Source organism: Collinsella aerofaciens (assembly GCF_028209885.1).
GTDB lineage: Bacteria > Actinomycetota > Coriobacteriia > Coriobacteriales > Coriobacteriaceae > Collinsella > Collinsella aerofaciens_BA.
The window spans coordinates 57989-82205 of the sequence record NZ_JAQLEM010000008.1 but is presented as its reverse complement, the minus strand read 5'-3'; the positions used below and the strand labels follow the sequence as shown (position 1 = coordinate 82205).

The 24217-nt window shown below is 59.3% G+C and carries 19 protein-coding genes; 10 read left to right on the top strand and 9 right to left on the bottom strand.

Features of this window, described 5'->3' with window-relative positions; genetic code table 11:
- Nucleotides 1–196 precede the first annotated feature (196 nt).
- The gene (locus PMX21_RS03465) at nucleotides 197–1333 is read right to left on the bottom strand and encodes a pyridoxal phosphate-dependent aminotransferase (RefSeq protein ID WP_215674034.1); all 1137 of its coding nucleotides are present in this window, start codon (nucleotides 1331–1333) and stop codon (nucleotides 197–199) included.
- A gap of 93 nt (nucleotides 1334–1426) precedes the next feature.
- Here PMX21_RS03465 and PMX21_RS03460 point away from each other — a divergent pair, with 93 nt between their 5' ends.
- Complete coding sequence (locus tag PMX21_RS03460; protein ID WP_195503396.1) at nucleotides 1427–2089, top strand: hypothetical protein; 663 nt, start codon at nucleotides 1427–1429, stop codon at nucleotides 2087–2089.
- A 1-nt stretch (nucleotide 2090) separates the two neighbouring features.
- Here PMX21_RS03460 and PMX21_RS03455 read toward each other — a convergent pair whose 3' ends face one another.
- The 5 genes from PMX21_RS03455 to PMX21_RS03435 all read right to left on the bottom strand — a co-directional run bounded on the left by PMX21_RS03455 (nucleotide 2091) and on the right by PMX21_RS03435 (nucleotide 7851).
- The gene (locus PMX21_RS03455; protein ID WP_195503397.1) at nucleotides 2091–2654 is read right to left on the bottom strand and encodes a uracil-DNA glycosylase family protein; all 564 of its coding nucleotides are present in this window, start codon (nucleotides 2652–2654) and stop codon (nucleotides 2091–2093) included.
- A gap of 3 nt (nucleotides 2655–2657) precedes the next feature.
- On the bottom strand, nucleotides 2658–4034 hold the full coding sequence (locus PMX21_RS03450) for an alpha-amylase family glycosyl hydrolase (RefSeq protein ID WP_195503398.1): 1377 nt from the start codon (nucleotides 4032–4034) through the stop codon (nucleotides 2658–2660).
- A gap of 153 nt (nucleotides 4035–4187) precedes the next feature.
- The gene (locus tag PMX21_RS03445; RefSeq protein ID WP_195503399.1) at nucleotides 4188–5384 is read right to left on the bottom strand and encodes an MFS transporter; all 1197 of its coding nucleotides are present in this window, start codon (nucleotides 5382–5384) and stop codon (nucleotides 4188–4190) included.
- A 175-nt stretch (nucleotides 5385–5559) separates the two neighbouring features.
- A complete protein-coding gene (locus PMX21_RS03440; protein WP_195503400.1) occupies nucleotides 5560–6381 on the bottom strand; it encodes a hypothetical protein in 822 nt (273 codons plus the stop codon).
- Nucleotides 6382–6477: 96 nt separating this feature from the next.
- Nucleotides 6478–7851 carry a family 4 glycosyl hydrolase gene (locus PMX21_RS03435; RefSeq protein WP_195503401.1) on the bottom strand — a complete coding sequence of 458 codons (1374 nt, stop codon included), beginning with the start codon at nucleotides 7849–7851 and terminating at the stop codon, nucleotides 6478–6480.
- A gap of 174 nt (nucleotides 7852–8025) precedes the next feature.
- Here PMX21_RS03435 and PMX21_RS03430 point away from each other — a divergent pair, with 174 nt between their 5' ends.
- Nucleotides 8026–8778, top strand: coding sequence for a MurR/RpiR family transcriptional regulator (locus tag PMX21_RS03430; protein WP_158550125.1), 753 nt, complete (start codon nucleotides 8026–8028; stop codon nucleotides 8776–8778).
- 62 nt (nucleotides 8779–8840) lie between these two features.
- Here PMX21_RS03430 and PMX21_RS03425 read toward each other — a convergent pair whose 3' ends face one another.
- The 3 genes from PMX21_RS03425 to PMX21_RS03415 all read right to left on the bottom strand — a co-directional run bounded on the left by PMX21_RS03425 (nucleotide 8841) and on the right by PMX21_RS03415 (nucleotide 14619).
- The gene (locus PMX21_RS03425) at nucleotides 8841–10505 is read right to left on the bottom strand and encodes a PTS transporter subunit EIIC (RefSeq protein WP_195503402.1); all 1665 of its coding nucleotides are present in this window, start codon (nucleotides 10503–10505) and stop codon (nucleotides 8841–8843) included.
- A gap of 313 nt (nucleotides 10506–10818) precedes the next feature.
- Nucleotides 10819–13230: a ferrous iron transport protein B gene (gene feoB, locus PMX21_RS03420; RefSeq protein WP_195503403.1), complete on the bottom strand. Its 2412-nt coding sequence runs from the start codon at nucleotides 13228–13230 to the stop codon at nucleotides 10819–10821.
- Between the two features lie 489 nt (nucleotides 13231–13719).
- Nucleotides 13720–14619, bottom strand: coding sequence for an alpha/beta hydrolase (locus PMX21_RS03415; protein WP_161160737.1), 900 nt, complete (start codon nucleotides 14617–14619; stop codon nucleotides 13720–13722).
- Nucleotides 14620–14862: 243 nt separating this feature from the next.
- Between PMX21_RS03415 and PMX21_RS03410 the strand changes: the two genes are divergently transcribed.
- From PMX21_RS03410 to PMX21_RS03375, 8 genes are all read left to right on the top strand, one after another.
- Nucleotides 14863–15426, top strand: coding sequence for a PTS sugar transporter subunit IIA (locus tag PMX21_RS03410; RefSeq protein WP_040359007.1), 564 nt, complete (start codon nucleotides 14863–14865; stop codon nucleotides 15424–15426).
- A 181-nt stretch (nucleotides 15427–15607) separates the two neighbouring features.
- Entirely contained in the window at nucleotides 15608–17011 is a 1404-nt protein-coding gene (gene asnS, locus PMX21_RS03405; RefSeq protein ID WP_055285210.1) for an asparagine--tRNA ligase, read from the top strand.
- Nucleotides 17012–17269: 258 nt separating this feature from the next.
- Nucleotides 17270–18055 carry a hypothetical protein gene (locus PMX21_RS03400; RefSeq protein WP_117745796.1) on the top strand — a complete coding sequence of 262 codons (786 nt, stop codon included), beginning with the start codon at nucleotides 17270–17272 and terminating at the stop codon, nucleotides 18053–18055.
- Nucleotides 18056–18215: 160 nt separating this feature from the next.
- The gene (locus PMX21_RS03395; RefSeq protein ID WP_117745795.1) at nucleotides 18216–19196 is read left to right on the top strand and encodes an ABC transporter substrate-binding protein; all 981 of its coding nucleotides are present in this window, start codon (nucleotides 18216–18218) and stop codon (nucleotides 19194–19196) included.
- A gap of 203 nt (nucleotides 19197–19399) precedes the next feature.
- Entirely contained in the window at nucleotides 19400–20323 is a 924-nt protein-coding gene (locus PMX21_RS03390) for an ABC transporter permease (protein WP_006234992.1), read from the top strand.
- Nucleotides 20316–21110, top strand: coding sequence for an ABC transporter ATP-binding protein (locus tag PMX21_RS03385; protein ID WP_055250279.1), 795 nt, complete (start codon nucleotides 20316–20318; stop codon nucleotides 21108–21110). Before PMX21_RS03390 ends, PMX21_RS03385 begins: the two co-directional genes overlap by 8 nt.
- A gap of 158 nt (nucleotides 21111–21268) precedes the next feature.
- On the top strand, nucleotides 21269–23293 hold the full coding sequence (locus PMX21_RS03380; RefSeq protein WP_271758037.1) for a bifunctional metallophosphatase/5'-nucleotidase: 2025 nt from the start codon (nucleotides 21269–21271) through the stop codon (nucleotides 23291–23293).
- Between the two features lie 129 nt (nucleotides 23294–23422).
- Entirely contained in the window at nucleotides 23423–24190 is a 768-nt protein-coding gene (locus tag PMX21_RS03375; RefSeq protein WP_195544454.1) for a mechanosensitive ion channel family protein, read from the top strand.
- The last annotated feature ends 27 nt before the right edge of the window (nucleotides 24191–24217 follow it).

Genomic DNA, 24217 nt, shown 5'->3' with positions numbered 1-24217 from the left:
CCGATCTGGTCAAGTCCTGGCTCGCACGAAGAGCACATTAAGTGCTCTTCGGCTCGTGCGGAATCTACGAAAACCTTGCGCCTGGCCTTCGGCGGCGCGGCCTGCGTCAACTATGGGGCAGCCCGGTTTTCCGTTGGCCGGCGCGCCCCACTCATAATGCTTGGGTCGGTGGGCTGATGTGTTGCATCCCTTAGGGCTACAAAGTTGAAATGAAGGCGGACAGGCGGCGGAGGCCTTCGTCCAGATTTTCATCGCTTACGCAGTAGCTTAAGCGGATGTGGCCTTCGGTGCCGAAGCAGTCGCCCGGGACTAGGGCTACGTTTGCTTCTTTGATGGCTTTGATACAGAAGGCTTCGCTGGTTAGGCCGTACTGTTTGATGCTGGGGAAGGCGTAGAAGGCTCCCGCCGGTTCAACTACGTCGAGGCCCATGGCGTTTAAGGCTGCGAGCACGCGTTCGCGGCGGGCTCGGTAGACTTCGAGCATGGGGGTGGGGTCGACGGTCAGGGCTCGCGCTGCGGCGTCCATTTCGAAGGAGACGGCACTCGATACTAAGTATTGGTGAGCCTTGGCGATCTCGGCGATGACGGGTGCCGCTGCCGCGAGCCAGCCCAGGCGCCAGCCGGTCATGGACCAGGGCTTGGAGAAGCTCTCGATGATGACCGTCTGTTCACGCAGCTCCGGGTGACGCTGGGCAAAGCGCTCGTAGCCATCCACATAAACCAGGCGGTTGTATACGTCGTCGCAGACCACGTAGATGCCCGCCTGCTCTGCCACGCGCGCCACGGCGTCGAGCGAAGCCGCGTTGAGGATGCAACCCGTAGGATTGTTGGGCGTGCAGATGACGATGGCCTTGGTCGCCGGCGTCACGCAAGCACGAAGTGCGTCCTCGTCAATCTGGAATTGCGCAGGCTCCGTATCCAAAAAGACCGCCTTGGCGTGGTTGGCCACGACGATGCTCTCGTACAGGCCAAAGGCCGGCGTGGGGATAATGACCTCGTCGCCGGGGTTGAGCATAGCCATGAATGCTGCCGACAGGGCCTCGGTCGCACCGTCGGTTAGGATGACCTCGTCGGCCGAAAACGTAAGGCCCGCATCCCCCATGTAGGCAGATAACGCCTCACGCAGGGCGGGGCGACCGTTGTTGGGCGGATAGTGCGTGTCACCGCGGTCCAGTGCGGCGGTCACCTCGGCGCTAATCACATCGGGCGTGGGAAAATCGGGCTCGCCAAGCGCAAGCGCGATGCACCCCGGGTGCTGGGCGGCGAGCGCATTGATCCGACGGATGCCGGAGGGCTTGAGCGTGGCAAGCGAGGTATTCATGGGCAGTCGCATGGCGTTCCTTTCGTAAGGGTTGCACTAGGATAGCGCGGCGGGGCGCCGCCGGACGGTGTAACCTAAACGGAAACCAACCGGAAAGGAGGCAGCATGGAGCCGACCGCGCGCAGCGATGTACCAAAAACGCTGCAAACCATTGCGTATATCAGCATTCCCAATAGTGCCGATCTTGAGTTTTTGCTCTGGGACCTGCAGGATGCCATCGCCGCCTATGCACAGCTTTCCGGCACCGCACTCCCCCGCCCGGTCGACTTGAAGGCAAATGACGCCGGCAGCGTTGCCGATGGCATCGTGCTGGCCATTGAAGATGTGGCTGACGATGAGACGTTGACAGCTATCGAGCAGGCGCTTGAGCGCTTTGGCGGTACGGGAACGCGCGTCTATGCCGCAATTCGAGCCGCACGAGAGGGCACTGAGCAGGCGCGTGGGACCGCCGTTCGCCTGCACAAGGCATGTGAGCGCCATGACCAATTGTGGTGTGGAGGCGTTGTCATCTGTGCCGGCAGCGGCTTCGCGGCGCTTCGTCATTCTCCGCGCATGGGACTTTTGCGCCGACCGTTTTCGGAAGCGATAGATAAGCTTGTGGGCGCTGTGCGCATGGGCTGCTCCGTCGAGCATGCACAGCGACTTGGCGGCGGCAATGCCGCCAACGTCGACACCGACGGCATGGTTTGCGCCGAGCCAGCCGTGCCCGCGCCGATCTGGCGAGGCGTTCTGAAACGTCTGGGCGCCCACGCTCAAACAAAAATCTAAATTAAATAACAGCCCAGTCAACGGCTTCGTGCCAACGCTCAACAAGACGCTCCAGGCGCCAGGCGGCATTGGCGGGACTTGTCGAGGGCAGGACGATGGCAGGCAGCCCCGTCCGATCTTGCAAGTAGCGTTTGTAGAGTCGCCCTGCCGTGCCGCCGTTACAGACAACGACCTCAATCGGCGCGGCATCGGTAATGCGCTCGATATGTGCCGGCACAACGTTGCGAATGCTCGCGTCGCTCGAGCCCTTAATGTCACAACTCTCGATCACATCCCACAGGGCTACGCCGCCGTTAAGCAGCATGACCCGCTTGACGGCAATGGAGGCATCGAGCGTCGCGGGCTCACCGCTTGCCAAAGAATCGCCCTCGTTGGGCGGAACAGGCACACCGAGGCACGCGGCCACCACACGCCAAAAGCGATTCTGAGGGTTGCCGTAATAAAAGGCATTGGCGCGCGAAAGCACCGAGGGAAACGACCCGAGCACCAAAACGCGCGAGTGCTGGTCGAACACGGGCTCAAACCCATGCTCAATATGTTGGTAGCCCTTGTCAGATGCGGCCATGGGCTAGGCTCTCAACAGATAGCGCACCTCGTAGGGTGCAAGTTCAAGGGTGCCCGTCAGCTCGACCGTGGGCGCATCGTCGGCAAGCAGGTCGACGAAGGACCCGTTGAGCTCGCCGGCGCCAAAGGTGTAAGGCTCGCCCACGGCGTTCACCGCCACGAGCACCGTCGCGTCGTCACAGGCGCGCTCGAACAGCAGCTGCTTGTTCTGGATCACCACGTTGCGATAGGCACCGTAGTTGAGAGCACGGGCCGCCGCGTCATCGGCCGAGCGAAGGTGTGCGAGTTGCGTGATGAACGCCGTCAGCTCATTGGGCGCAGGCTCATCGAGCGCAGGGCGCAGCGCCCAGTCGCCATCGGGGCCGCCCTTTTCGCCAGCAATTCCCCACTCGCTGCCATAGTAGACGCACGGGATGCCCGGCATGCCAAAGAGCATGCCGTAGGCGGGACGCAGACAGGACTTGTCGGTGAGGATGCTTGCCAGGCGCGGCACATCGTGGTTGTCGACAAACGACAGCAGATGTTTGCCGCGGTAGATGCACCAGGGGTCGCCGCCAAACTGACGGTGCAGCGAATGGGCGATCTCGAACATGTTGACCGAGTTAAAGCTGGAGTACAGGCCCTTGTAGCACTCGTAGTTGGTGCAGGAGTCGAGCATCTCGTCGTTGACGATCTGGTTGTAGTCGCCGTGAAGCGTCTCGCCGATGAGCACAAAGCCGGGCTTGAGCTCACGGGTAAAGGAGTGTAGGCGGCGCATAAAGTCGCGGTCAAGCATATAGGCAACGTCCAGGCGCAGGCCGTCGACGCCAAAGACGTCGGCCCAACGGCGCACGGACTCGAGCAGGTAATCGACCACAGCGGGATTTTGCAGGTTGAGCTTCACAAGCTCAAAATGGCCTTCCCAGCCCTCGTACCAAAAGCCGTCGCCATAGCAAGAATCGCCGTCAAAGCTGATGTGGAACCAGTCCTTGTAGGGCGAGTCCCACTTGCGCTCCTGCACATCGCGGAAGGCCCAAAAGCCGCGACCGACGTGGTTGAAGACGGCATCGAGCACCACGCGGATGCCATGGGCGTGCAGCGTCTCGCACACGGCGGCAAAGTCGGCATCCCCACCCAGGCGGCGGTCGATATGGCGCAGACTGCGCGTGTCGTAGCCATGGCTATCGGACTCAAGCGGCGGGTTGATGAGCACGGCGCCAACGCCGAGTTCCTGCAGGTAGTCGGCCCACTGGGCGATCTTCATGATGGGCGCATCGGGGTTAGGAGCAACGTTGGCGGCCTGGGTAAGCTCATCCTCGGCAACGGGCGCGGCGTTTTCGCGCGGAGCTCCGCAGAAGCCCAGCGGATAGATCTGATAGAACGTCGTCTCGTATGCCCACATAGCAACCTCCCGGTAAGCTCAACACAACGACATCCATTGTATGCCCGGCTTGTATCCTCTTCCCCAAAATAAGTTGCGGTGGAATAGTTCCTGCTTGGGCCTTCAGAGGCCTTAAACAGGAACTATTCCACCGCAACTGATGAGGGAACGTGATTAGGCGATAGGCTTTGCGCGACGGATGGCTGGGAACATCACCGTGATGGCGAGGATAACGCCCACGACCGCAATTGACCCGCCCGCGAAGCCGATCCAGGCGATACCGGGGCCCGAAACCACGGCTCCGCCGATCGCGGTACCTGTGCCAATACCCAGATTAAACAGGCCCGAGAAGATCGACATGGCGACGGCCGACGAGTCCGCCGGCGTGTACTTGATGAGCTCGGCCTGAAACGCCACGTTAAAGGCTGTGGCGCAGCAGCCCCACAGCGCGCAGACGGCAAGCACTGCCACGAGCGACGATGTGGCCGGACCCATGAGCAGCAGGGCCGCCGGCACGCCGGAGAGCGTAATAGCCAAGAACGGGAACCGGTGCCCATCGAACAGGCGGCCGAACAGCCAGCTGCCCACCAGACCAGAGCAGCCAAACGCCGTCAGCGTCATGGTGATGGCGCCCGCGTCGACGTGCGCGACCTGCGCCAGAAAGGGCTCGATATAGCTGTAGCTTGCGTAATAGCCGGTCGCCATAAAGACCGTGACTGCGTAGAGCGCGATCAGGAACGGGTTCTTGAGCAGCTCGGGCAGTTGTTTGACGGTAAAGCGCTCGCTCGCCGGCATGGCCGGGAACACCGCGGCCTGGTACACCACCGCGGCGGCGGAGAAGGCCCCGACCACGGCGAATGTCATGCGCCAGCCCACAGCCAGCCCGATGGCGCGGCCGATCGGCAGGCCAAAGATCTGCGCGATGGACGAGCCCGTGGCGATCATGCTGATGGCGAGCGCCCCGTGGCGGGTGTCGACCAGGCGCGAGGCCATAATCGAGGCGACTGACCAGAACACGGCATGCGCGCAGGCGACCACCAGGCGTGCGCAAACCAGGATAGGATATGTCGGTGCCACAGCGGACAGGAACTGACCCAGAGAAAACACGGCGAGCACGCCGAGCAGCATACGCTTGAACTCAAAGCGCGAGGCAAACACCATAAGCGGCAGTGACAGCAGCATGACGCCCCAGGCGTAGACCGAGATCATGATGCCTGCCTGGGCCTCGGTGAGCGAGAACGATGCGGCGATATCAGTCAGAAGGCCGATGGGCATAAACTCCGACGTATTGAACACGAACGCGCAACAGGCGAGCCCGATAAGCGGGAGCCACTGCCTGAGTGCGATACCACCTTGCTTTGTTTGAGCCATATAGGAAAACCTCTCCGATTATCTTGAGCGGTGGGCGATTATAGCAATGAGAAGTCTATAAAATGAGCAACAAAAGAATTCTTGGAAAACGATCGTTAACAGACGGCGCGCCAATTCTGCTTAGAAAGCAAGGTACGCAGGAACTCAATGTCGAAAACGCGGCTTTATCTTCGGGCTATCGCGCCTGCTCGGATACGCACAAGGACACCCCCATGAGCACGTCAATTTCGAGCCAACTCGCAACCGCACAATGAACTAGCAAAAGCAGCATATAAGCAAACGCCCCATAATAAAGTCCCTCATGCACAAGCGCCGTCACTGAAAGTGCCGACGGCAGCGCCGCACTCGAAACTACCCATCCAACAAGAACCTGGATAGCGCAACTTGCAACCAGGTTCCATGCCACCAGCAGCGCTGCGGGACGCGCGATTTCTCTCCAGGAGGAACGAAGCACCGTGACCGAACGCATGATGTAGCGTGGTGCAAACCGAATGCCTCGTAGTCCCCTCTGCTCCACGCCCGCATCTTCAATTAACACGAATACGAACGACGCGGAAAGAAGCGTCACGATTACTGCCACCACAAGAGAGCACAACACCCCGAGCTGACTGCTCGCAAGCGAGGCAAAGACTACAATTGCCGATAAAATCAAATGAACCAAATAAATTAGCAGCGCCCCAGAAATCTGGAGGGGAACCGTCGAGGCCAAGAGATAAACCGGAGGGGTTCGAGCAGGTTGCACCGTCTCTTTGGACCGGTCGACGGCAAATAATGAAAAAGCCACATTCGATAGAAGCAGGTTTAAAAAGGCCGCGACCACAGTGCAAATAAGCGTAATGGACGGATTGATATAGGCGAGCTCAGTTGCAACGTTTGATACACCAATTTGAAGCGCGCTCATAACAAACAAGGGGATATATAACGCCATCGTGCAGCCACTCCGGCATTCCTTCGCCCGATCGCCCGATTCCAGAAAGACATTGAAGTTCTCTCGCAAGTTCACTCTATACCCGTTTTCTTACTAGGCAGGGCGAACGGGCGCCAATATAAACGCCGGTCCGCCCATCCATAATTTCTAGTTTTAACGTCCAGACTAGTCTGTCCAGCCGTCGATGAAGTCGCGGTTAAGCTCAAAGTACTGCGCGGCGATATCTTTCGCCAAGGAGTACGAATTAACGAGCGGGTGCATCGCGAGGCTCTCGACAATGTCGCGCTTCGATCGGTTAACGATGCCACGCGCCACGGTGCGCTCGTAGTACTTGACGCGACGAATCAATTCGAGGTTTCCCGCGGGCACAGAATCGGCTTCGACGCGATGCGGTACACAGCCATCGGTGGAGATATCGCACGTTGACTCAATGACGTCTGTATCGAGAAGGCCAGGGATGGCGCCATTGTTGGGGGTGCACAGGATCATCTGCTGTGTCTTGCCAGAGCGAGCAATATCCATGAAACGGAGCGCGACACCTGCGTATCCGCCAGCATCTTTGCCGTACACGTCAAACGTCCACGGCTTGTCGCGGTGAATACCCGTCTCGGCCGCCATGTAGTTGTTTTCACGCATTCCGTACCACTTCTCAAAGCACGCGAGGCCCTTTTCGAAGTCGTTCTCAATATCGATAGATGCAAGCTCGCTCGTCATTTCTCGATTAATTTCTTCGATTAGTTCGCCGCGTGTCTGGGGCGAAGAGAGAACGTTGGCAACGGCGCGCTCGCGATAGTAGAAATAGTATAGGTACTCATTTGGCACGCATCCGCGATTTAGAACGAGGTCCTTCTCGAAGAACCTAAGATCTGTATGAGCATATGCCCCGTCGTCGTGGATCAAGTCGGGCATGATGTCCTCGCCGTCAACCGTCACATTGCGGAAGAACGAGAGGTGGTTGAGTCCATAGCACTCGCCCTGAACCGATGCGGGATCAACGCCTTTATACTCGGCAAACTGATGCAACATGCCCGAGGGGGCATCGCAAATGCCATAAGTAAAATCATAGCCCATATCGCGTAGGGCCTGAGATACGACGCCAGCGGGATTAGTAAAGTTAAACACCTTGACGCCCGGCTTTGCGTACTTCTTGATTAACTCGCAATACGAAGCAAGCGCAGGGACGGAGCGCATGGCAAAAGACACGCCGGCTGCGCCAGTCGTCTCTTGGCCAAGAACCCCATGCGAAAGAGCAATGCGCTCATCGCGAACGCGCATATGGTCCCCACCGACGCGAATCGTCGTGATCACATAATCGGCGTCCTTAACAGCCTCGACTGCATCGCCCGTCAGTGAAAAATTAAGCGTGGGGCAAAGCATGCTCGAGACATGGGCGGCAAGGCCACCGTAGATGCGCAGCTTCTCGGGATCATTGTCCATAAACACAAGTTCGTCGATCCCAAGCGATGACGCCTGCTGGGCTATGCTCTTTGCCAAAAACATGGAGCGGACGCCACCGCCACCTATGACCGTAAGTTTCATATCGAAACCCCCAATAGCACATTCAATATTGCATGGTTCGCCTGTGTTTGGATATTGTATCCAGCATGGAGGGTCGCTTCCCGCCCCGACTGCAAGGCGGGAAAGGAATTCCCCAAGGAGTTATTATTTACGCAACGGAAGCGGCCACACACGTCCGGCGGGAAGGGAGCACCGATGGTTGATAAAAAGCAGATTTCCAAGCTCTACTCAGCCGCAAAGCTATCCGAAACCGAGCAAAGCGTACTCGAATACCTGCTCAACAATATCGACACCCTCGATGATATTGGCATAAAACCCGTCGCCATGGCATGCTTTACCAGCATGACGACAGTCATCAGGCTTTCTAAAAAGCTCGGCTACCGTGGCTACCGCGAAATGATGTACGATCTCAAGCACCTTCAGCATGTCTCCCGCGAAATGAATCAATCACTCAAAGACAGTAGCGTCCACTTCGTATGCCACACCGGAGATGTAGACGTATTCATCGCCGCACTGCATCGCAACAGAATGATCGGAGTAAACGGAGAGGGCTTCTCACGCATCGTTGCGCAGTACATGGCGACCAAGCTCGTTGGACTTGGCTTTTTGGCCGTCATACAGGACTTCCTAGAAACCGATCAGTTTGTCGAATCCAACCGAAATACGCTCAGCTGCATGATGCTCATATCCAAATCGGGCCAGACAGAAGCCATCCTGGAAACCGCAAGGGCATGCCACGACGCGGGCATTACGACTCTCGCGTTTACCGGCAACGAAGACAGTGAACTCGCCAAGACGGCAGACGCGATCTTTACGATACATGACGATCACCCAATGGATCTTAAGAACGTTAAGCCTAACTGCTTTACCGGAAGTTGTATTCTCGCATTCGAAGAACTATTGAGTATCTGCCTTGACAATCTAAAACAAGAAGGCTTGGCCCCCTAAATCATGCGATAGGAAGCCAAGCCCTGGAATTGCGCTATGCAATTGAAAGCCACTTGCGCGTTTTACTCGTCACCGAGAACTTCGTGCACCTCAGAAGCGACTTCGCCGACACGAGGACCGTAAATGACCTGGATTGCCTTGTCGCTCAGGCGGATAACGCCCATAGCTTCAAGATTCTTGGTGAACACCTCGTCGTCTGCAACCTTAGAACCATCCTTGACAATCACGCGAAGACGTGAGATGCAGTTGTCAAGATCATCAATGTTGTCGGCTCCACCAAGCGCTTCGACAATGCCGACAGCAAGCGCGCTGTCCTTGGTCGCACGGTCCTGGACCGCCTTCTCGGGAGTGCTACCAGACTCGCCCTTTGCCTCAGCGGCCTTTGCCTCGAACTCAGCTCTGCTGTTGATCAACTCAATATCGTCACCATCGTCTCGACCGGGCGTCTTGATATCGAACTTAGTAATAAAGAACCGGAAGAGGAAGAAAGCTGCCAGGAAAAAGGCGGGGAGCAGAATAAGGTACGGAAGCAGATTAAGCTTCTCGGGGCGGAATAAGAATGGGATAAGGTCCTTGATATTTCCCTGGTACACCGAAACGCCCATTGCCTCCGAGAGAACTTCACCCAGTCCGGAAAGCGGAGCGTAAACGCCAAAGTAGAGCCAGGGGGCGGCAAACAGGAACGTAAAGAGAATAGGCTCCGTGACGCCAAAGAAAACAGTCGAAATCACTGTGGGGATTAAAAGACCAGCAACCTTCTTGCGGTTCTGGGGCTTGGCACAAGACCACATAGCAAGGGCGATGCCCGGGAACAACGCGTAATCGTTAATGCCATAGCCGGCCATGAAGGCCCTAACCAAGAGCTTGTCACTGCTGGGAGAAGCGAGCTGTGCAAGCTGAATGGCGCTATTGCCCACCACGCGCGTTCCATCGACGACCATGGAGCCGCCAAGCTCAGTCCAATACATGGGCGTCTCGAGCAGCGGATGCAAGCCAAACGGCACAAGGCTCTCGAGCACCCAGCGATAGACAAACGTACCGACCAGACCGGAGCCTTTCACGAACGTCGCAATACCCGAGAAGCATCCACCGATGACGGGCCAGACGAAGTACATGATGCCGCCCAGGACGCCACCGGCGACCAGCGATACAATGGGGACCGTTCGACTGCCCGCAAAAAACGCCAGCGCCGTTGGGAGCTTGGTCTTGTAAAAACGGCCGGTGATCCAGGCGACCAGGCAGCCCACGATAATGCCGCCAAAGACACCAGAGCTGTAGCCAAAAAAGCCGAGCGAGGTAGTGTAGAGTGCGGACTGCTCACTCGCCTGAATGGACGTAAGGCCGACCTTCTGAAGAGCTTCCACCGTTGTATTGTCGGCAGCCAAGCCAGCTGCTCCAAGCAGAATCTCAACCGTCTTGAGCATGGTGAGATAGCAGACAAGGGCAGAAAAGGCAGCCCAGCCCTTCTCTTTGCGAGACAAGGAGAAGGCACAGCCGACGGCAAACAAAACACCGAGGTTTCCAATGATTACCTCGCCGAGACCCTTAAATACCGAGAAGAACGTAAAGAGCGGCGAAGCGGCATACCAGCCCCAATTAACGCCAAGGGACACAAGGGTCAGTTCGGTCGTAAAAACGCTACCGATACCCAAAAAGAGACCGGAAATGGCAATGAGCGTAATCGGAACGAGCATTGCCTTTCCGAACGATTGGAATTTTTCTTTCATCAATTCCCCTCTCAATGATCCTCTATAAACGACTATTGCACCCCACGTCCCCACACAGGCGAAACGGAAGACATGTTCGGCAATAGAAACAAGGTGATTGTAGAAAGGGGCGCACAAAATGCGCATCGACATCGCGTAATACGGTTAAATCGACCGACGATTGCAAGTATTTACGAATCCGTAAACGGCAGCAAATAGACAGCGAACGGCAATCTGAAGCGTAGGACAGTCCCCGCAGGCCGACAATTGCCGTTATTTTGGCTCATTTTATTGAATTGTTGCTCGCCCAAAAGCGCAGAGCATCAACGTGCCCTTAAGCCAACCCCAGCAATATGCCCGCCGAATGCACGACAAACGCCACGATCCAGGCAACGGCGACCTGAAACGCGAATACGGCCACGGCATAGCGCGCGCCCAACTCGCTCTTGACGGCGCCGATTGCCGCCACACAAGGCGGGTACAGCAACGTAAAGACCAAGAACACGTAGGCGGTAAACGGCGAAAACATGGTCGACAGCGCCGCGGGCGACGTTGCGCCCAAAAGCACCGTGAGCGTCGAGATGACGCTCTCCTTGGCAATGAGCCCCGTGACGAGCGCCGTCGAGGCGCGCCAGTCGCCAAAGCCGAGCGGGGCCAACACCGGCGCGATGATGCTACCCAGACCGGCAAGCAGGCTTTGCGACTGGTCGGCGACCACGTTAAAGCGGATATCGAACGTCTGCAGGAACCAGATGACCACCGTAGCGGCAAAGATAATGGTAAAGGCCTTGGTGATGAAGTCCTTGGCCTTATCCCATGCCAGCATCACCGTCGTCTTGACGCTCGGCAGGCGGTAATTGGGGAGCTCCATGATAAACGGCACCGGGTCGCCCTTAAATGCCGTGCGGTTGAGCACCAAAGCCGCGACGCAGCCGACCACGATACCGATCAGATAGAGCGAGACCATGGCGGGAACCGTCGCCTGCGGGAAAAACGCCCCGCACAGCAAGCCGTAAACCGGCAGCTTGGCTGAGCAGCTCATAAACGGCGTGAGCATGACCGTCATCTTGCGGTCGTGCTCGGATGGGAGCGTACGGGTCGACATGATAGCCGGCACGGTGCAGCCAAAACCGACGAGCATGGGCACGAAACTGCGGCCCGACAGGCCAAAGCGACGCAACACCTTATCCATGACAAAGGCCACGCGCGCCATGTATCCGGAGTCTTCCAGAATGGAGAGGAACAAAAAGAGCACGACGATAATCGGCAGGAAGGTCAGCACACTGCCCACGCCCGTTAGCACGCCGTCGACAGCCAGCGAGCGCACCACGTCGTTGGTACCGAACGCCTTGAGGCCCGCATCGGCCGAGGCGATGATGGCAGCGATACCGTCCTCCATAAGTCCCTGCAACGCCGCGCCGATCACGCCAAACGTCAGCCAAAAGACGAGGCCCATGATCACCAGAAACGCCGGAATGGCTGTGTAACGACCTGTCAGGATGCGGTCAATCTTGACGGAGCGCACGTGCTCGCGGCTCTCGTGCGGCTTGACGACGCAACGCCCGCACACGTCGCCGATAAAGCTAAAACGCATATCGGCCAGCGCAGATAGGCGGTCGGTGCCGGCCTCGTCCTCCATCTGGGTGATGATGTGCTCGATAGCGTCGAGCTCATTGCGATCCAGGTGAAGCGCCTCGGTTACCAGCTCATCGCCCTCGACCAGCTTGGTCGCCGCAAAGCGCACCGGGATGTGCGCCGTCACGGCATGGTCCTCGATCAGGTTAGCAATACCGTGGATGCAGCGATGCAGCGCACCGCCGTCCGGACCGTCGGGCGCGCAAAAGTCCAGGCGACCAGGGCGCTCGCGGAACCGCGCCACGTGCAGGGCGTGGTCCACCAGCTCGCCGATGCCCTCGTTGCGGGCAGCGCTAATGGGGACAACGGGCACGCCCAGCAGGCTCTCGAGCAAGTTGACGTCCACGGCGCCGCCGTTGGCGGTCACCTCGTCCATCATGTTGAGCGCGATGACCATAGGACGGTCAAGCTCCATGAGCTGCAGTGTCAGGTACAGGTTGCGCTCGATGTTGGTGGCGTCAATGATGTCGATGATGGCGTCCGGACGCTCGTCGAGGATGAACTGACGGCTCACGACCTCCTCGCCTGTGTACGGCGACAGGGAGTAAATGCCGGGCAGGTCGGTAACGCTCGCCTCGGGATGGTTACGGATGGTGCCATCTTTGCGGTCGACCGTCACGCCGGGAAAGTTACCGACGTGCTGGTTGGAGCCCGTCAGCTGGTTGAATAACGTGGTCTTGCCGCAGTTTTGGTTGCCGGCGAGGGCAAAGTGCAGCGGCGCGCCCTCTGGCACGGCCGTCTTTGCCGCACGGGGCGAATACGTCCCCTCGCCCAGGGCCGGATGCTCCGTCGTGCCGATTGCGGCGTTAGCGCGCGGACCCGTATCGGTGTCGTGAATACCCACGAGCTCGATGCGAGCGGCATCGTCCTTACGCAGTGTCAACTCGTAGCCACGCAGGCGAATCTCGAGCGGGTCGCCCATGGGGGCATACTTCATCATGGTGACTTCGGTGCCCGGCGTTAGACCCATGTCCAAAATATGCTGTCGGAGTGCCTGATCGTCCGATGCCACCGATGCGACAACGGCGTCCTTTCCAATCTCGAGTGTATCGAGCTTCACGTCCGTGTTCCTCCCCCGGCGCCCGCAGGGCGTTGTATTTATGTTCACCATGGCTAACCGTTTGCCATGGCTAACCAATTTTAAACTTACATGATAGCGTGAACACACAATGACGTTCAATCGACAGATCGGTGCAAGGGGAATTCTGGGCCATTGCTTCCCAGACGGGCCTGTTGCGGAAACCGAATCCCACTCCGGAACACCTAAACGGGACGGGCTTTCCGGTTGAGGCATCTAGCGGAAACTGCAGCCCGGAATCGGCGCTCAGACTGGGATGCGATTTCCCGATCGAGCCCCTCGGGGAAACTGCGACCCGGAATCTGCGCCCAAAACGGGTCACGATTTCCCAAACGGGACGTGGTTTCCCGCGGGAGCAGAAACAGCCGCCCGCTCCCTCGACAAAATGATCCATTTTCCTCCGTCTCCAACAGATCAAAACGAAGTTGCGGTGGAATAGTTCCTGTTTAAAGCCCCGTGACTTTAATTGGAACTATTTCACCGCAAGTTATGAGGGACGGAATGGGGCTGGCCCTCTTACTCTTACAGATGGCGCTCCAGGAAGCGGAAGGCTAGGCGAATCCAGGGACGGACCGCCACCTGCTTGTCCTCGTTGTCGACCGCGGTGTTGGCGTTGCCGAGCGAAAGGCCGTGACCACCCTGGTCGAAGACGTGCATCTCGCATGCAACGCCCTCCTCGGCCATGCGCTGCGCAAACGGGTAGACCTGCGCGATCGGCGCCGTCTTGTCGTCGGACACGCCCCACACAAAGGTCGGTGGCATCTGGCGCGAAACATGCGTGGTGGGGCAGATGTCGGCCAGATGCTCGTCAGTTGCCTCGCCGCCCGTCACCATCGACAGGTAGTCGTTGAGCAAATCGCGTCCCGTCTTGCCGCCCGTCTTGGGCACGCGCAAGTCAATGCGTGGATCGCGCGTCTGCATGTCGCGCACATAGGCAAAGTCGAGCAATGGATAGCCCAGCACCACGGCATCGGGACGAATGTCGTCCGGACGCGCCCCGGCAAGTGCCGCGAAGGGGCCGGTCTTCCACTGTGTTGCCAGCGAAGCGCAAATCATGCCGCCAGCAGAAAAGCCCACGACGCACACGCGCTTGGGATCGACATGCCACTCGTCAGCGTTGGCGCGCACCGTGGCGACCATCTTGGCAAGATCTGCCTGGGGGTGCGGAAAGCTCACGTCACCCGTAGAACTCGTGACATAGTTGAGCACAAAGGCCTGGTAGCCGTGATCCAAAAACGCAAACGCCACGGGATCCTGCTCATGCGGAGCGATATGCGTAAACGCACCTCCGCCGCAGATAATCACGGCAGGGCGGCGGCCATTCGGTTTATCGGGCAGCGGCTCGGCACCCAAATACGTAAAGGTCGCCGGATATTCCTCGGTCGGCTCCTCGCCCCACAGCGCATGGTTCTCGACAATCATATGTGCTCCCTTCGCGCAAATTAAGCGCCCTTGTTTTTTGCCTTCAAGCGTACCCCACTTGAACCCGTGGCGCAGAAACACTCCGGCAATAAGTTTCCCTTCAACTGATATATCACATAATCCCAGCTCAGAGGTATCTTTGAGCAGCGTAGAATAGGGGCGTTGACCAAGCCGCGAAACACATATGAAACGTTTCCGGCAAACCAAACGCGCGATATGCGCCTATTTAAGTTGGAGGCAACTATGGGTCTGCTCGATTCGCTTAAGTCCACCTTCACCTCGACCGGCGAGGCGTCCGTTCCGCCCGCAGCAAGCTTCGCTACCCGCGAAGGCGTCATCTATGCCCCCGTCAACGGCGTGCTCGTCAACCTGAACGAGGTTCCCGACGAGACGATCGCCTCGGGCATGCTTGGCCAGGGCTATGGCATCGAGCCCATTACCGGCACCATCTATGCGCCCGCCAACGGCCGCATCGGTGCCACCACTGTCACCAACCACTCCATCGGCATGATTACCGAGGACGGCCTGCGCGTGTTCATCCATGTTGGCCTGGGCACCGTGGAAATGAACGGCAAGGGTTTTGCCCGCTTTGTCGAGATGGGCGATGTGGTCAAGGCAGGCCAGCCGCTCATCAGCTTCGACCGCGAGGCCATTAAGGCCGCTGGTCACGAGGACATCGTGACCGTCATCGTCTCCGAGCTCGATCGTCTTAAGAGCATCGACCATGTCGGCGAGTCTGGAACGCTTATCGGCGGCAACCCGCTCGTCAAGCTTGGCGACCCGCTGCTGGTTGCCAAGACCAAGTAGCCAGGCCCCGCGCCACACAGCCAAAAGGCACCTCGTCAAGCGCCCACGACCATTAGGCCGCGGGCGCTTTTCGTTTGAAAAACCATCCCGCCAATGCCTTATCTGTATAGCCCAAATGAGCCGAGCTGCTAAAATATCGAACTGTATGGATAACTATCATTCAACCGTTATGGGAGGATACGTGAACCGCACCAAAATCGCGCAGCTCTATGCCGATGCCGAGTCGCTCGGCGGCCAGACCGTCACCGTCGCCGGCTGGGTCAAGTCCGTCCGCGACATGAAGAACTTTGGCTTTGTTACGCTCAACGACGGCAGCTGCTTCCGCGACCTGCAGGTCGTCATGAACCGCGAGGCACTCGACAACTACGACGAGATCGCCCATCAAAACGTCTCGGCCGCACTCATTTGCACCGGCACCGTCAAGCTGACCCCCGATGCGCCCCAGCCTTTCGAGCTTTCTGCCACCTCCATCGAGGTCGAGGGCACGAGCGCCCCGGATTACCCGCTGCAGAAGAAGCGCGCAACCGTCGAGTTCCTGCGCACCCAGCAGCACCTGCGTCCGCGCACCAACCTGTTCCGCGCCGTGTTCCGCATCCGCTCTGTCGCGGCTGCCGCCATCCACCGCTTCTTCCAGGAGCAGGGCTTTGTCTACGTCAACACCCCCATCATCACCACGAGTGACTGCGAGGGCGCCGGCGAGATGTTCCGCGTGACCACGCTCGACCCCAAAAATCCGCCCCTCACCGAGTCCGGCGAGGTCGACTGGAGCCAGGACTTCTTTGGCAAGCATGCAAGCCTCACCGTGTCCGGCCAGCTCAATGCCGAGAACTTTGCCATGGCCTTTGGCGACGTGTACACCTTTGGCCCCACCTTCCGTGCCGAGAACTCCAACACCACGCGCCACGCCGCCGAGTTTTGGATGATCGAGCCCGAGATGGCCTTTGCCGACCTTAACGACTACATGGATAACGCCGAGGCCATGCTCAAGTACGTCCTTAAGGACGTCATGGCAACCTGCCCCGACGAGCTCAATATGCTCAACAAGTTTGTGGACAAGGGTCTGCTCGAGCGCCTGGACCATGTCGCCAACTCCGACTTTGCCCGCGTTACCTACACCGAGGCCGTCGAGATCCTGGAGCAGGCCGTCGCCGCCGGTCACAAGTTTGACTATCCCGTAAGCTGGGGCATCGACCTGCAAACCGAGCACGAGCGTTTCCTGACCGAGGAGCACTTTAAGCGCCCGACCTTCGTGACCGACTACCCGGCCGAGATCAAGGCGTTCTACATGCGCATGAACGAGGACGGCAAGACCGTCGCCGCCGCCGACTGCCTGGTGCCGGGCATCGGCGAGATCATCGGTGGCTCCCAGCGCGAGGAGCGCCTGGATCTGCTCGAGGCCCGCATCAAGGACCTGGGTATGAATCCCGAGCAGTACAAGTACTACCTTGACCTGCGCCGCTACGGTTCCTGCAAGCACGCCGGCTACGGTCTGGGCTTCGAGCGCTTGGTCATGTATCTGACCGGCGTGGGCAACATCCGCGACGTCCTGCCGCACCCGCGCACCGTGGGCAACGCCGACTTCTAATCGTCGAACGCTAGCTCGCGTCGCCACACGCCAACGCTCATCGCACAAGCGTCTCTCGACATCGGTCGAGAGACGCTTTTTTCAACAGCATCCGTCAAGCTTTTGGCAAGTTTTTGGTCAGTTGAGCAGGGCTGTTGAAAACTCGACCCGCCGTTTGCCGACGACTACCGACCGCCCAGAGCGCCCTGCGCCCCTGGGAAAGCCCCGCGTCCTAGGCTCCATACCGTCGCCACCCAAAACGGAAAGGACGTGGGCACCATGACCGAAGCCGCTGTTGAAACCTACGACACCACGACGAGGGGCGCCGCCTCGATGGCAGCCTATCGCGCCGTTCGTATCCTGCAGCTCTTGAGCGAAAACACCGGCGAAGACAAGGCCATGCTTTCCGATGAGCTGATCCGGCGCCTCGCCCATCCCGACGACCCCGCCCGCATGCCCATCTCGGCGGCGCGGCGCAGCATCTACACCGCCATCTCCGCGCTTCGCCATGCCGGATACGAAATTGAATACAAACGCGGCGTGGGCTACAAACTTCTTACCCGCCCGCTCACCGATGAAGAGATCATCCGGCTCCACGGTATGGTCATGCGCAACCGCTCCACGCCTATCGCTATCCGCAAGAGCATGGCGCAGCACTTAGTTGCCATGGCGAGCGCCGACGTTCGCGGCTACCTCGATACACCCGAACCCGCTCCAAGCGCAGGCAGCAAGGCTACCAAGGCAACACGCACGCCCATCAAGCGCATCGACACGTGCGAGCTCGTCGAGCAGGCCATCGACCACGGAACCACGGTGAGTTTTGATATTTCGAGCGTCACGACACGCGGCGAAACCGAAGCAGCACGGATGACACTCCGTCCCTTTGCCATCAGGCAGCGCGATGGCATCTCGTATCTGCTGGGAACGGTCTACGACGCCCGAGGCACCGACGATACGCTGCGCACCGTCGAGATCGCCCGTATGAGAAACGTCAGCACGCGCCTGCTCGACGGCAAGAAGCTCTTCGCCGCCCTGGACGAGGACGACGCCTCCTCCGCCGCATAAGACCCTCCGCCGCCCATTCGACTACCCGTACCGCCCATCCGATTCTGTATTAAAAAACCCGCCAGGCTGTTGTAAAAATGGACATCAGCGCTACTATAGTCCCACTTGCACTTTGTCCCAGTGCAGTGTTTCCAGCCATTTTTATACTGGGGGTAATGATATGAAGGACATCACCATCAGCCGCAGGAGCCTTCTGGTCTCCGCCGGCCTGCTCGCGCTCGCCCCGCTCGCCGGATGCGGCGGCAGCTCTGGTTCCGGCTCCGCTGCCGCCGGTTCCGACTACACCATCGGCGTTCTGCAGCTCACCGAGCACTCCGCGCTCGATGCCGCCAACGACGGCTTCGTCAAGGCCATCAAGAAGAGCGGCCTTAAGGTCAAGATCGACCAGAAGAACGCCCAGAACGACCAGTCCACGTGTAAGTCCATTGCCGACAAGTTTGTGGGCGACAACGTCAACCTGATTTATGCCATCGCCACGCCCGCCGCGCAGGCTGCCGCCGGCGCCACGGCCGATATCCCCATCGTGGGCTGCGCCATCACCGACTACGCCGCCTCCGGCCTGGTCCAGGACAACGACAAGCCCGGCACCAACGTCACGGGCGCTTCCGACCTCACCCCGGTCGCCGAGCAGCTCGAGATGATGCAGAAGGTCCTGCCCGACGTAAAGAAGGTCGGCCTGCTCTACTGCACCGCCGAGTCCAACTCCGACGTCCAAATCAAGGCCGCCAAGAAGGAGCTCGACAAGCTTGGCCTCGAGTACACTGACTTCACCGTCTCGAGCTCCAACGAGATTCAGTCCGTCGTCGAGTCTGCCGTGGGCAAGGTCGACGCACTGTACTCCCCCACCGACAACACCATCGCCGCGGGTGCCTCGCAGGTCGGCCAGATCTGCAAGGAAAACAAGCTTCCCTTCGTGACTGGCGAGGAGGGTATGTGCATGGCCGGCGGCCTGTTCACCCTCTCCATCAATTACGAGGACCTGGGCTACGCCGCGGGCGAGATGGCCGTTAAGATCCTGAAGGGCGAGGCCAAGCCCGAAGACATGCCGATCAAGCACCTCTCGAGCAAGGACCTGGTCGTCGTCAAGAACGACGAAATGGCCGAGGCCCTGGGCATCGACCTTTCCGCTCTGGACGCGTAATGCCATACGCGGCATGCGTCTAGAGCCCGTGCTCGCGCTTTAGCCGCGTTATTCAATATCTGAGCCACAGGGGCGGGCGCTGTAGACCGGCGTCCGCCCTGCTTGTTTCAGGTAAAACAAAACGTCTGTCCGCAGCTCTTCTATGCATTGTTACCGCTATTATGGTGAATCACGTGTCCACCCTATCCTAGGAGGTATGAAGCATGCTCATTGCATTGCAGGGCGCCGTTTCGCAGGGCGTCCTCTGGGGCATTATGGTGCTTGGCGTGTTTATCACGTTCCGCCTGCTCGACATTCCCGATATGACCTGCGACGGCAGCTTTGCCCTCGGCGGCTGCGTCTGCGCTGTGCTCATCGTCAATAACAACGTCGACCCGCTGCTCGCCGTGCTGGCCGGTATGTGCGCCGGCGCCATCGCGGGCGCCGTCACGGGCATTTTGACCACCGTCTTTGAGATTCCTGCGATCCTCGCCGGAATCCTCACCCAGATCAGCCTGTGGTCCATCAACCTGCGCATCATGGGCAAGTCCAATACGCCCATTCTTGCCAAGGGCACCGTGTTCTCCGCCGTCAGCAATATGACCGGTCTGCCGCAGTCCACCGTTGCCATCATCTTGGGCATCCTGCTCGCCGTGGCTATCGTTGCCATCCTGTATTGGTTCTTTGGCACCGAGATCGGCTCGGCGCTGCGAGCCACCGGCAACAACGAGTACATGATCCGCGCTCTGGGCGTCAACACCAACTCCACCAAGATGATCGCCCTCGTGCTCTCCAACGCCCTCATCGGCCTTTCGGGCGCGCTCATCTGCCAGAGCCAAAAGTATGCCGACATTGGTATGGGCACCGGTGCCATCGTTATCGGTCTTGCCGCCATTGTTATCGGCGAGGTGCTCGGCCGTCTGCTGCCCGGCGGCCTCACGCAGTTTAGCGTCCGTCTTGCCTCCGCCGTCTTTGGCTCCGTGGTGTACTTCCTTATCCGCGCCATCGTGCTGCAGTTGGGCATGGACGCCAACGACATGAAGCTGCTCTCCGCCGTAATTGTCGCTGTGGCCCTGTGCGTGCCCGTGGTTTGGGAGCGCTATAAGCTCCGCAGCTCCTACACGAAGGGAGATGAGGCAGATGCTTAAGCTCTCGCATGTCAAGAAGACCTTTAACAAGGGCACCGTCACCGAGAAGCGCGCGCTCACCGGCGTCGACCTCACCCTGAATGACGGCGACTTTGTAACCGTGATCGGCGGCAACGGCGCCGGCAAGTCCACGCTGCTCAACATGATCGCCGGCGTGTACCCGCTCGATTCGGGCGTTATCGAGCTCGACGGCACCGACATCTCGCGCCTGAGCGAGTCGCAGCGCGCCAAGTACCTGGGCCGCGTGTTTCAGGACCCCATGCGCGGTACCGCTGCCGACATGCAGATTGCCGAGAACTTGGCCCTCGCCAAGCGTCGCGGCCAGCGTCGCGGCCTTTCGTGGGGCGTCACCAAGGCCGAGAAAGATGAGTACGTTGAGCTGCTCAAGCGCCTGGACCTTGGTCTGGACACGCGTCTCAACGCCAAGGTCGGCCTGCTCTCGGGTGGCCAGCGCCAGGCACTCACCCTGCTGATGGCCACGCTCACCAGGCCGCGCCTGCTGCTGCTCGACGAGCACACTGCGGCCCTCGACCCCAAGACGGCCTCTAAGGTGCTCAACCTGACCGAGGAGATCGTCGACGAGAACCACCTGACCACGCTCATGGTCACGCACAACATGAACGACGCTATCCGTCTGGGCAACCGTCTGATCATGATGCACGAGGGCCATGTGATCTACGACGTGGCCGGCGACGAGAAGAAGTCGCTCACCGTGGCCGACCTGCTGCAGAAGTTCGAGGAGGTCTCGGGCGGCGAGCTCGCCAACGACCGCATGCTGCTAAGCTAAAACCTGCCAAAAAGGGACAGGTTTATTTTGGTAGGTTTTATCTGCGCAAACGCCAAAACCGCCGCAAAGGGACAGAGGCCCTTGCGGCGGTTTTCGCATATTATGTCGATAATCCGATATTCAACCAGACATTCTGGCTAAGGACTAAGGAAACTGCCATGAAAAGACTCCCCCGCTTTGCGTTGGCCGCCGCGTTGTTTGCCGGCGCGCTCGCAGGCATCCCAAGCCTCGCTTTCGCGGGAAACCTGCCCGCCGCTATTGACGGCTCCGTGGCCGTCATGCACACCAACGATATCCACGGCAGCTACAAGTACAGCTACAACGCAAGCAAGGGCACCGGCACTGTGGGCTTTGACGGACTGGCGGTTTTCTATAGCGCCCAAAGCAGCGCCCCCGATCTTTTACTCGATGCAGGCGACACCTTCCACGGACAGTCCTTCGCCACCATGAGCGAGGGCAAGAGCATCGCCGAGCTCATGGACACCTTCTACGCCGACGGCTACGACGCAACCACGCCAGGCAACCACGACTGGAGCTACGGCGCGGACAAACTCCGCACCATGACCGGCTACAGCACCACCGGCACGCCCTTCGCCATGCTCTGCGCGAATGCAACGTCCTCGAACGGCGTATGGAGCTCGAGCATCACGAAGACGCTCGATCGCACCTGGGAGGATAGCGAGGATCACTCCACATTCGACTACAAAATCAAGGTCGGCGTCGTCGGAGCCATGGATGAGTCGCTAGGTTCCTCGCTGCGCGCGGACCTGGTCGCGGGCACCAGCTTCTCGAGTGCCGCGAACGCCATCAATGCCGAGGCAGAGCAGCTGCGCAAGGAGGGCTGCGATGTTGTTGTGTGTATCGCGCACACGCTCGACGCAAAGACCTTTGCCACGCGGCTCCGTGGCGTCGATGCCCTTATCGCAGGCCACGAGCACATCAACCTTAACGAGAAGGTGACGGGAGCCGACGGCAAGACGATCCACGTTGTCGAGGCAGGCAGCGCCTTTGCCGAGGTGGGGCTGCTTTCCATTCCGTACAAGTACGACACGAATGGCACCGAGACGACCGACGATGACACGGTCACAGTCCCTGCAGGCGGCACTGACGAGAAGCTCTACACCGCCAAGAACGTCAATGACCTTTTGGCAGACCCCGACAAGGGCTCCGACCACCAAAGCCGCCTTGAAGCCGTCCGCAACAAGATCAAGCCGCTCGACGTGGCCTTTGAAAACGAATCGAACAAGGTGCTCGGCACATCCACCACCAACTATTTCTACGGCGAGGACGCCGCAGGCACGCATGGTTGGGAAATGGTGCGCACCACCGATTTCCGCCCCAGCAAGGAGGGCGATACCACCAAGGCCCAGACCATCGGCCATGTGATTTGCGGCTCCTATCTTGCCTTGACGGGCGCGGACCTCGCTATCGAAAACGCTGGCGGCATCCGCGGTGGCATCGCTGCGGGCGATGTGACCGCCGGCAACGTCATCGCTATCTCGCCTTACGGCAACACCGTGGAGACCTGGACCATGACCGGCGCGGACTTCCTGGCAGCGCTCGAGCACTCACTGCAGATCAGCGACGAGTGCAATCACAGCTACGAGCTTCAGCAAGCCTACGTGGCAGCCGGCCATACCGAGCAGGAGGCGCAAGACAAGTACAAGTGGCGCGATGACTCTGGCAGCGTTCTCTCCTTTGGCGGCATCAACGTTACGATTGATTGGACGCAGCCCGAAGGCAAGCGCATTGTGAGTGCCACACTCACCAAGGACGGCAGCACGCTCGACCCCGCCAAGGCCTATACCGTCGCCACCAACAACTACATCATCACCAACACGACCGACTTTCCCACCTTTGCACACGCCACCAAGTACACCGAGTGGGGCACGTGCGAGGCGGCGCTGAGGGCGCTGATCGGGCAGAACGGCTGGGAGAGCAAGATGGCCTCGCTCGCGGGCACCATCAGCTTTGGCTCCGCTGCCGTGGACCCCACGCCCACACCGGCCCCGACGCCTAAGCCCTCGCCCAAGACGGACACGACGACCACGAAGGTCATCACCAAGAAGACGACCGGTAAGCTCGCCGCAACGGGAGACCACACGCTGGCAGTAGTTGGCGCGTGCCTTATCGGCGGCATCATCGTCATCATCCTCGGCATTATCTGGAAGCGTCGACGCTAAGCTACACCGCCGGGCCTTGCAGCCCCGCCGCGTAAACCTTATATCGAGCACAGAAGCCCGTCCGAATTTGATCGGACGGGCTTCTTGGTGGGTATCATGGTTGGACGATCATTAGGAGGTTTTCCCCACATGGAATTGTTTGAGCCGATTCTTCATTTCTTTGAGCAACGGTGGGTCCACAACATCATCTGGGCCGTCATCTTGGCGATAGGCACCGCCGTCGCCGCCAAGGTCGTATCCAAGACCCTGAACCATCTGCTCAACCGAGACGATAACCCGCTTCCGGCATCGAGTATCTTCATCAACATCGCGCGCGCCGTCATCTGGATGATTGGCGGCAGCTTTATCCTCGACAACTGCTTTGGCATTAACGCAAACGCCCTCGTCGCCGCTCTTGGCGTCGGCGGCATCGCCATCTCGCTGGGCTTTCAGGACACGCTGTCAAACCTTATCGGCGGCATGCAGGTGACCTTTATGGGCATCATCAAGCCCGGCGACAATATCGAGGTCGGCGGCGTGTCGGGCGTGGTCCAGGACATCACCTGGCGTCATACGACCATCGAGGACGCCTGCGGGCAAACCATCATCGTCCCCAACTCAAATATCTCCAAGAACACGCTCGTGCACCTCATGCCCTTTGGGCGTGTGGCTGTGCCCGTTGCCGTAAAGGACACGTCCAAGTGGGCCTCGCTCGACGCACTGGCAGACGAGCTGACCAGCGCCACCAAGGCCGCCGTGCTTCCCATCTCGGGCTTTGACAAGGAGCCCTACGTACTCTTTAGCGAAATCGGCGACTTTGGCATCAAAGGAAAGATCATCTTTATCGTCAGCGACGACAGCACTACTTTCACGGCAGCCGACGCCTGCATCCGTGCCATCGCCCCCATCATCGCCTAACCCGCCAAAAAGGGACAGGCACCTTTG

Bases quoted from the DNA above. Each gene is read 5' to 3' on its own strand.
- PMX21_RS03465 (WP_215674034.1), bottom strand. From the start codon at position 1,333: ATGCGACTGCCCATGAATACCTCGCTTGCCACGCTCAAGCCCTCCGGC.
- PMX21_RS03460 (WP_195503396.1), top strand. From the start codon at position 1,427: ATGGAGCCGACCGCGCGCAGCGATGTACCAAAAACGCTGCAAACCATT.
- PMX21_RS03455 (WP_195503397.1), bottom strand. From the start codon at position 2,654: ATGGCCGCATCTGACAAGGGCTACCAACATATTGAGCATGGGTTTGAG.
- PMX21_RS03450 (WP_195503398.1), bottom strand. From the start codon at position 4,034: ATGTGGGCATACGAGACGACGTTCTATCAGATCTATCCGCTGGGCTTC.
- PMX21_RS03445 (WP_195503399.1), bottom strand. From the start codon at position 5,384: ATGGCTCAAACAAAGCAAGGTGGTATCGCACTCAGGCAGTGGCTCCCG.
- PMX21_RS03435 (WP_195503401.1), bottom strand. From the start codon at position 7,851: ATGAAACTTACGGTCATAGGTGGCGGTGGCGTCCGCTCCATGTTTTTG.
- PMX21_RS03430 (WP_158550125.1), top strand. From the start codon at position 8,026: ATGGTTGATAAAAAGCAGATTTCCAAGCTCTACTCAGCCGCAAAGCTA.
- PMX21_RS03425 (WP_195503402.1), bottom strand. From the start codon at position 10,505: ATGAAAGAAAAATTCCAATCGTTCGGAAAGGCAATGCTCGTTCCGATT.
- feoB (WP_195503403.1), bottom strand. From the start codon at position 13,230: ATGGTGAACATAAATACAACGCCCTGCGGGCGCCGGGGGAGGAACACG.
- PMX21_RS03415 (WP_161160737.1), bottom strand. From the start codon at position 14,619: ATGATTGTCGAGAACCATGCGCTGTGGGGCGAGGAGCCGACCGAGGAA.
- PMX21_RS03410 (WP_040359007.1), top strand. From the start codon at position 14,863: ATGGGTCTGCTCGATTCGCTTAAGTCCACCTTCACCTCGACCGGCGAG.
- PMX21_RS03400 (WP_117745796.1), top strand. From the start codon at position 17,270: ATGACCGAAGCCGCTGTTGAAACCTACGACACCACGACGAGGGGCGCC.
- PMX21_RS03395 (WP_117745795.1), top strand. From the start codon at position 18,216: ATGAAGGACATCACCATCAGCCGCAGGAGCCTTCTGGTCTCCGCCGGC.
- PMX21_RS03390 (WP_006234992.1), top strand. From the start codon at position 19,400: ATGCTCATTGCATTGCAGGGCGCCGTTTCGCAGGGCGTCCTCTGGGGC.
- PMX21_RS03385 (WP_055250279.1), top strand. From the start codon at position 20,316: ATGCTTAAGCTCTCGCATGTCAAGAAGACCTTTAACAAGGGCACCGTC.
- PMX21_RS03380 (WP_271758037.1), top strand. From the start codon at position 21,269: ATGAAAAGACTCCCCCGCTTTGCGTTGGCCGCCGCGTTGTTTGCCGGC.
- PMX21_RS03375 (WP_195544454.1), top strand. From the start codon at position 23,423: ATGGAATTGTTTGAGCCGATTCTTCATTTCTTTGAGCAACGGTGGGTC.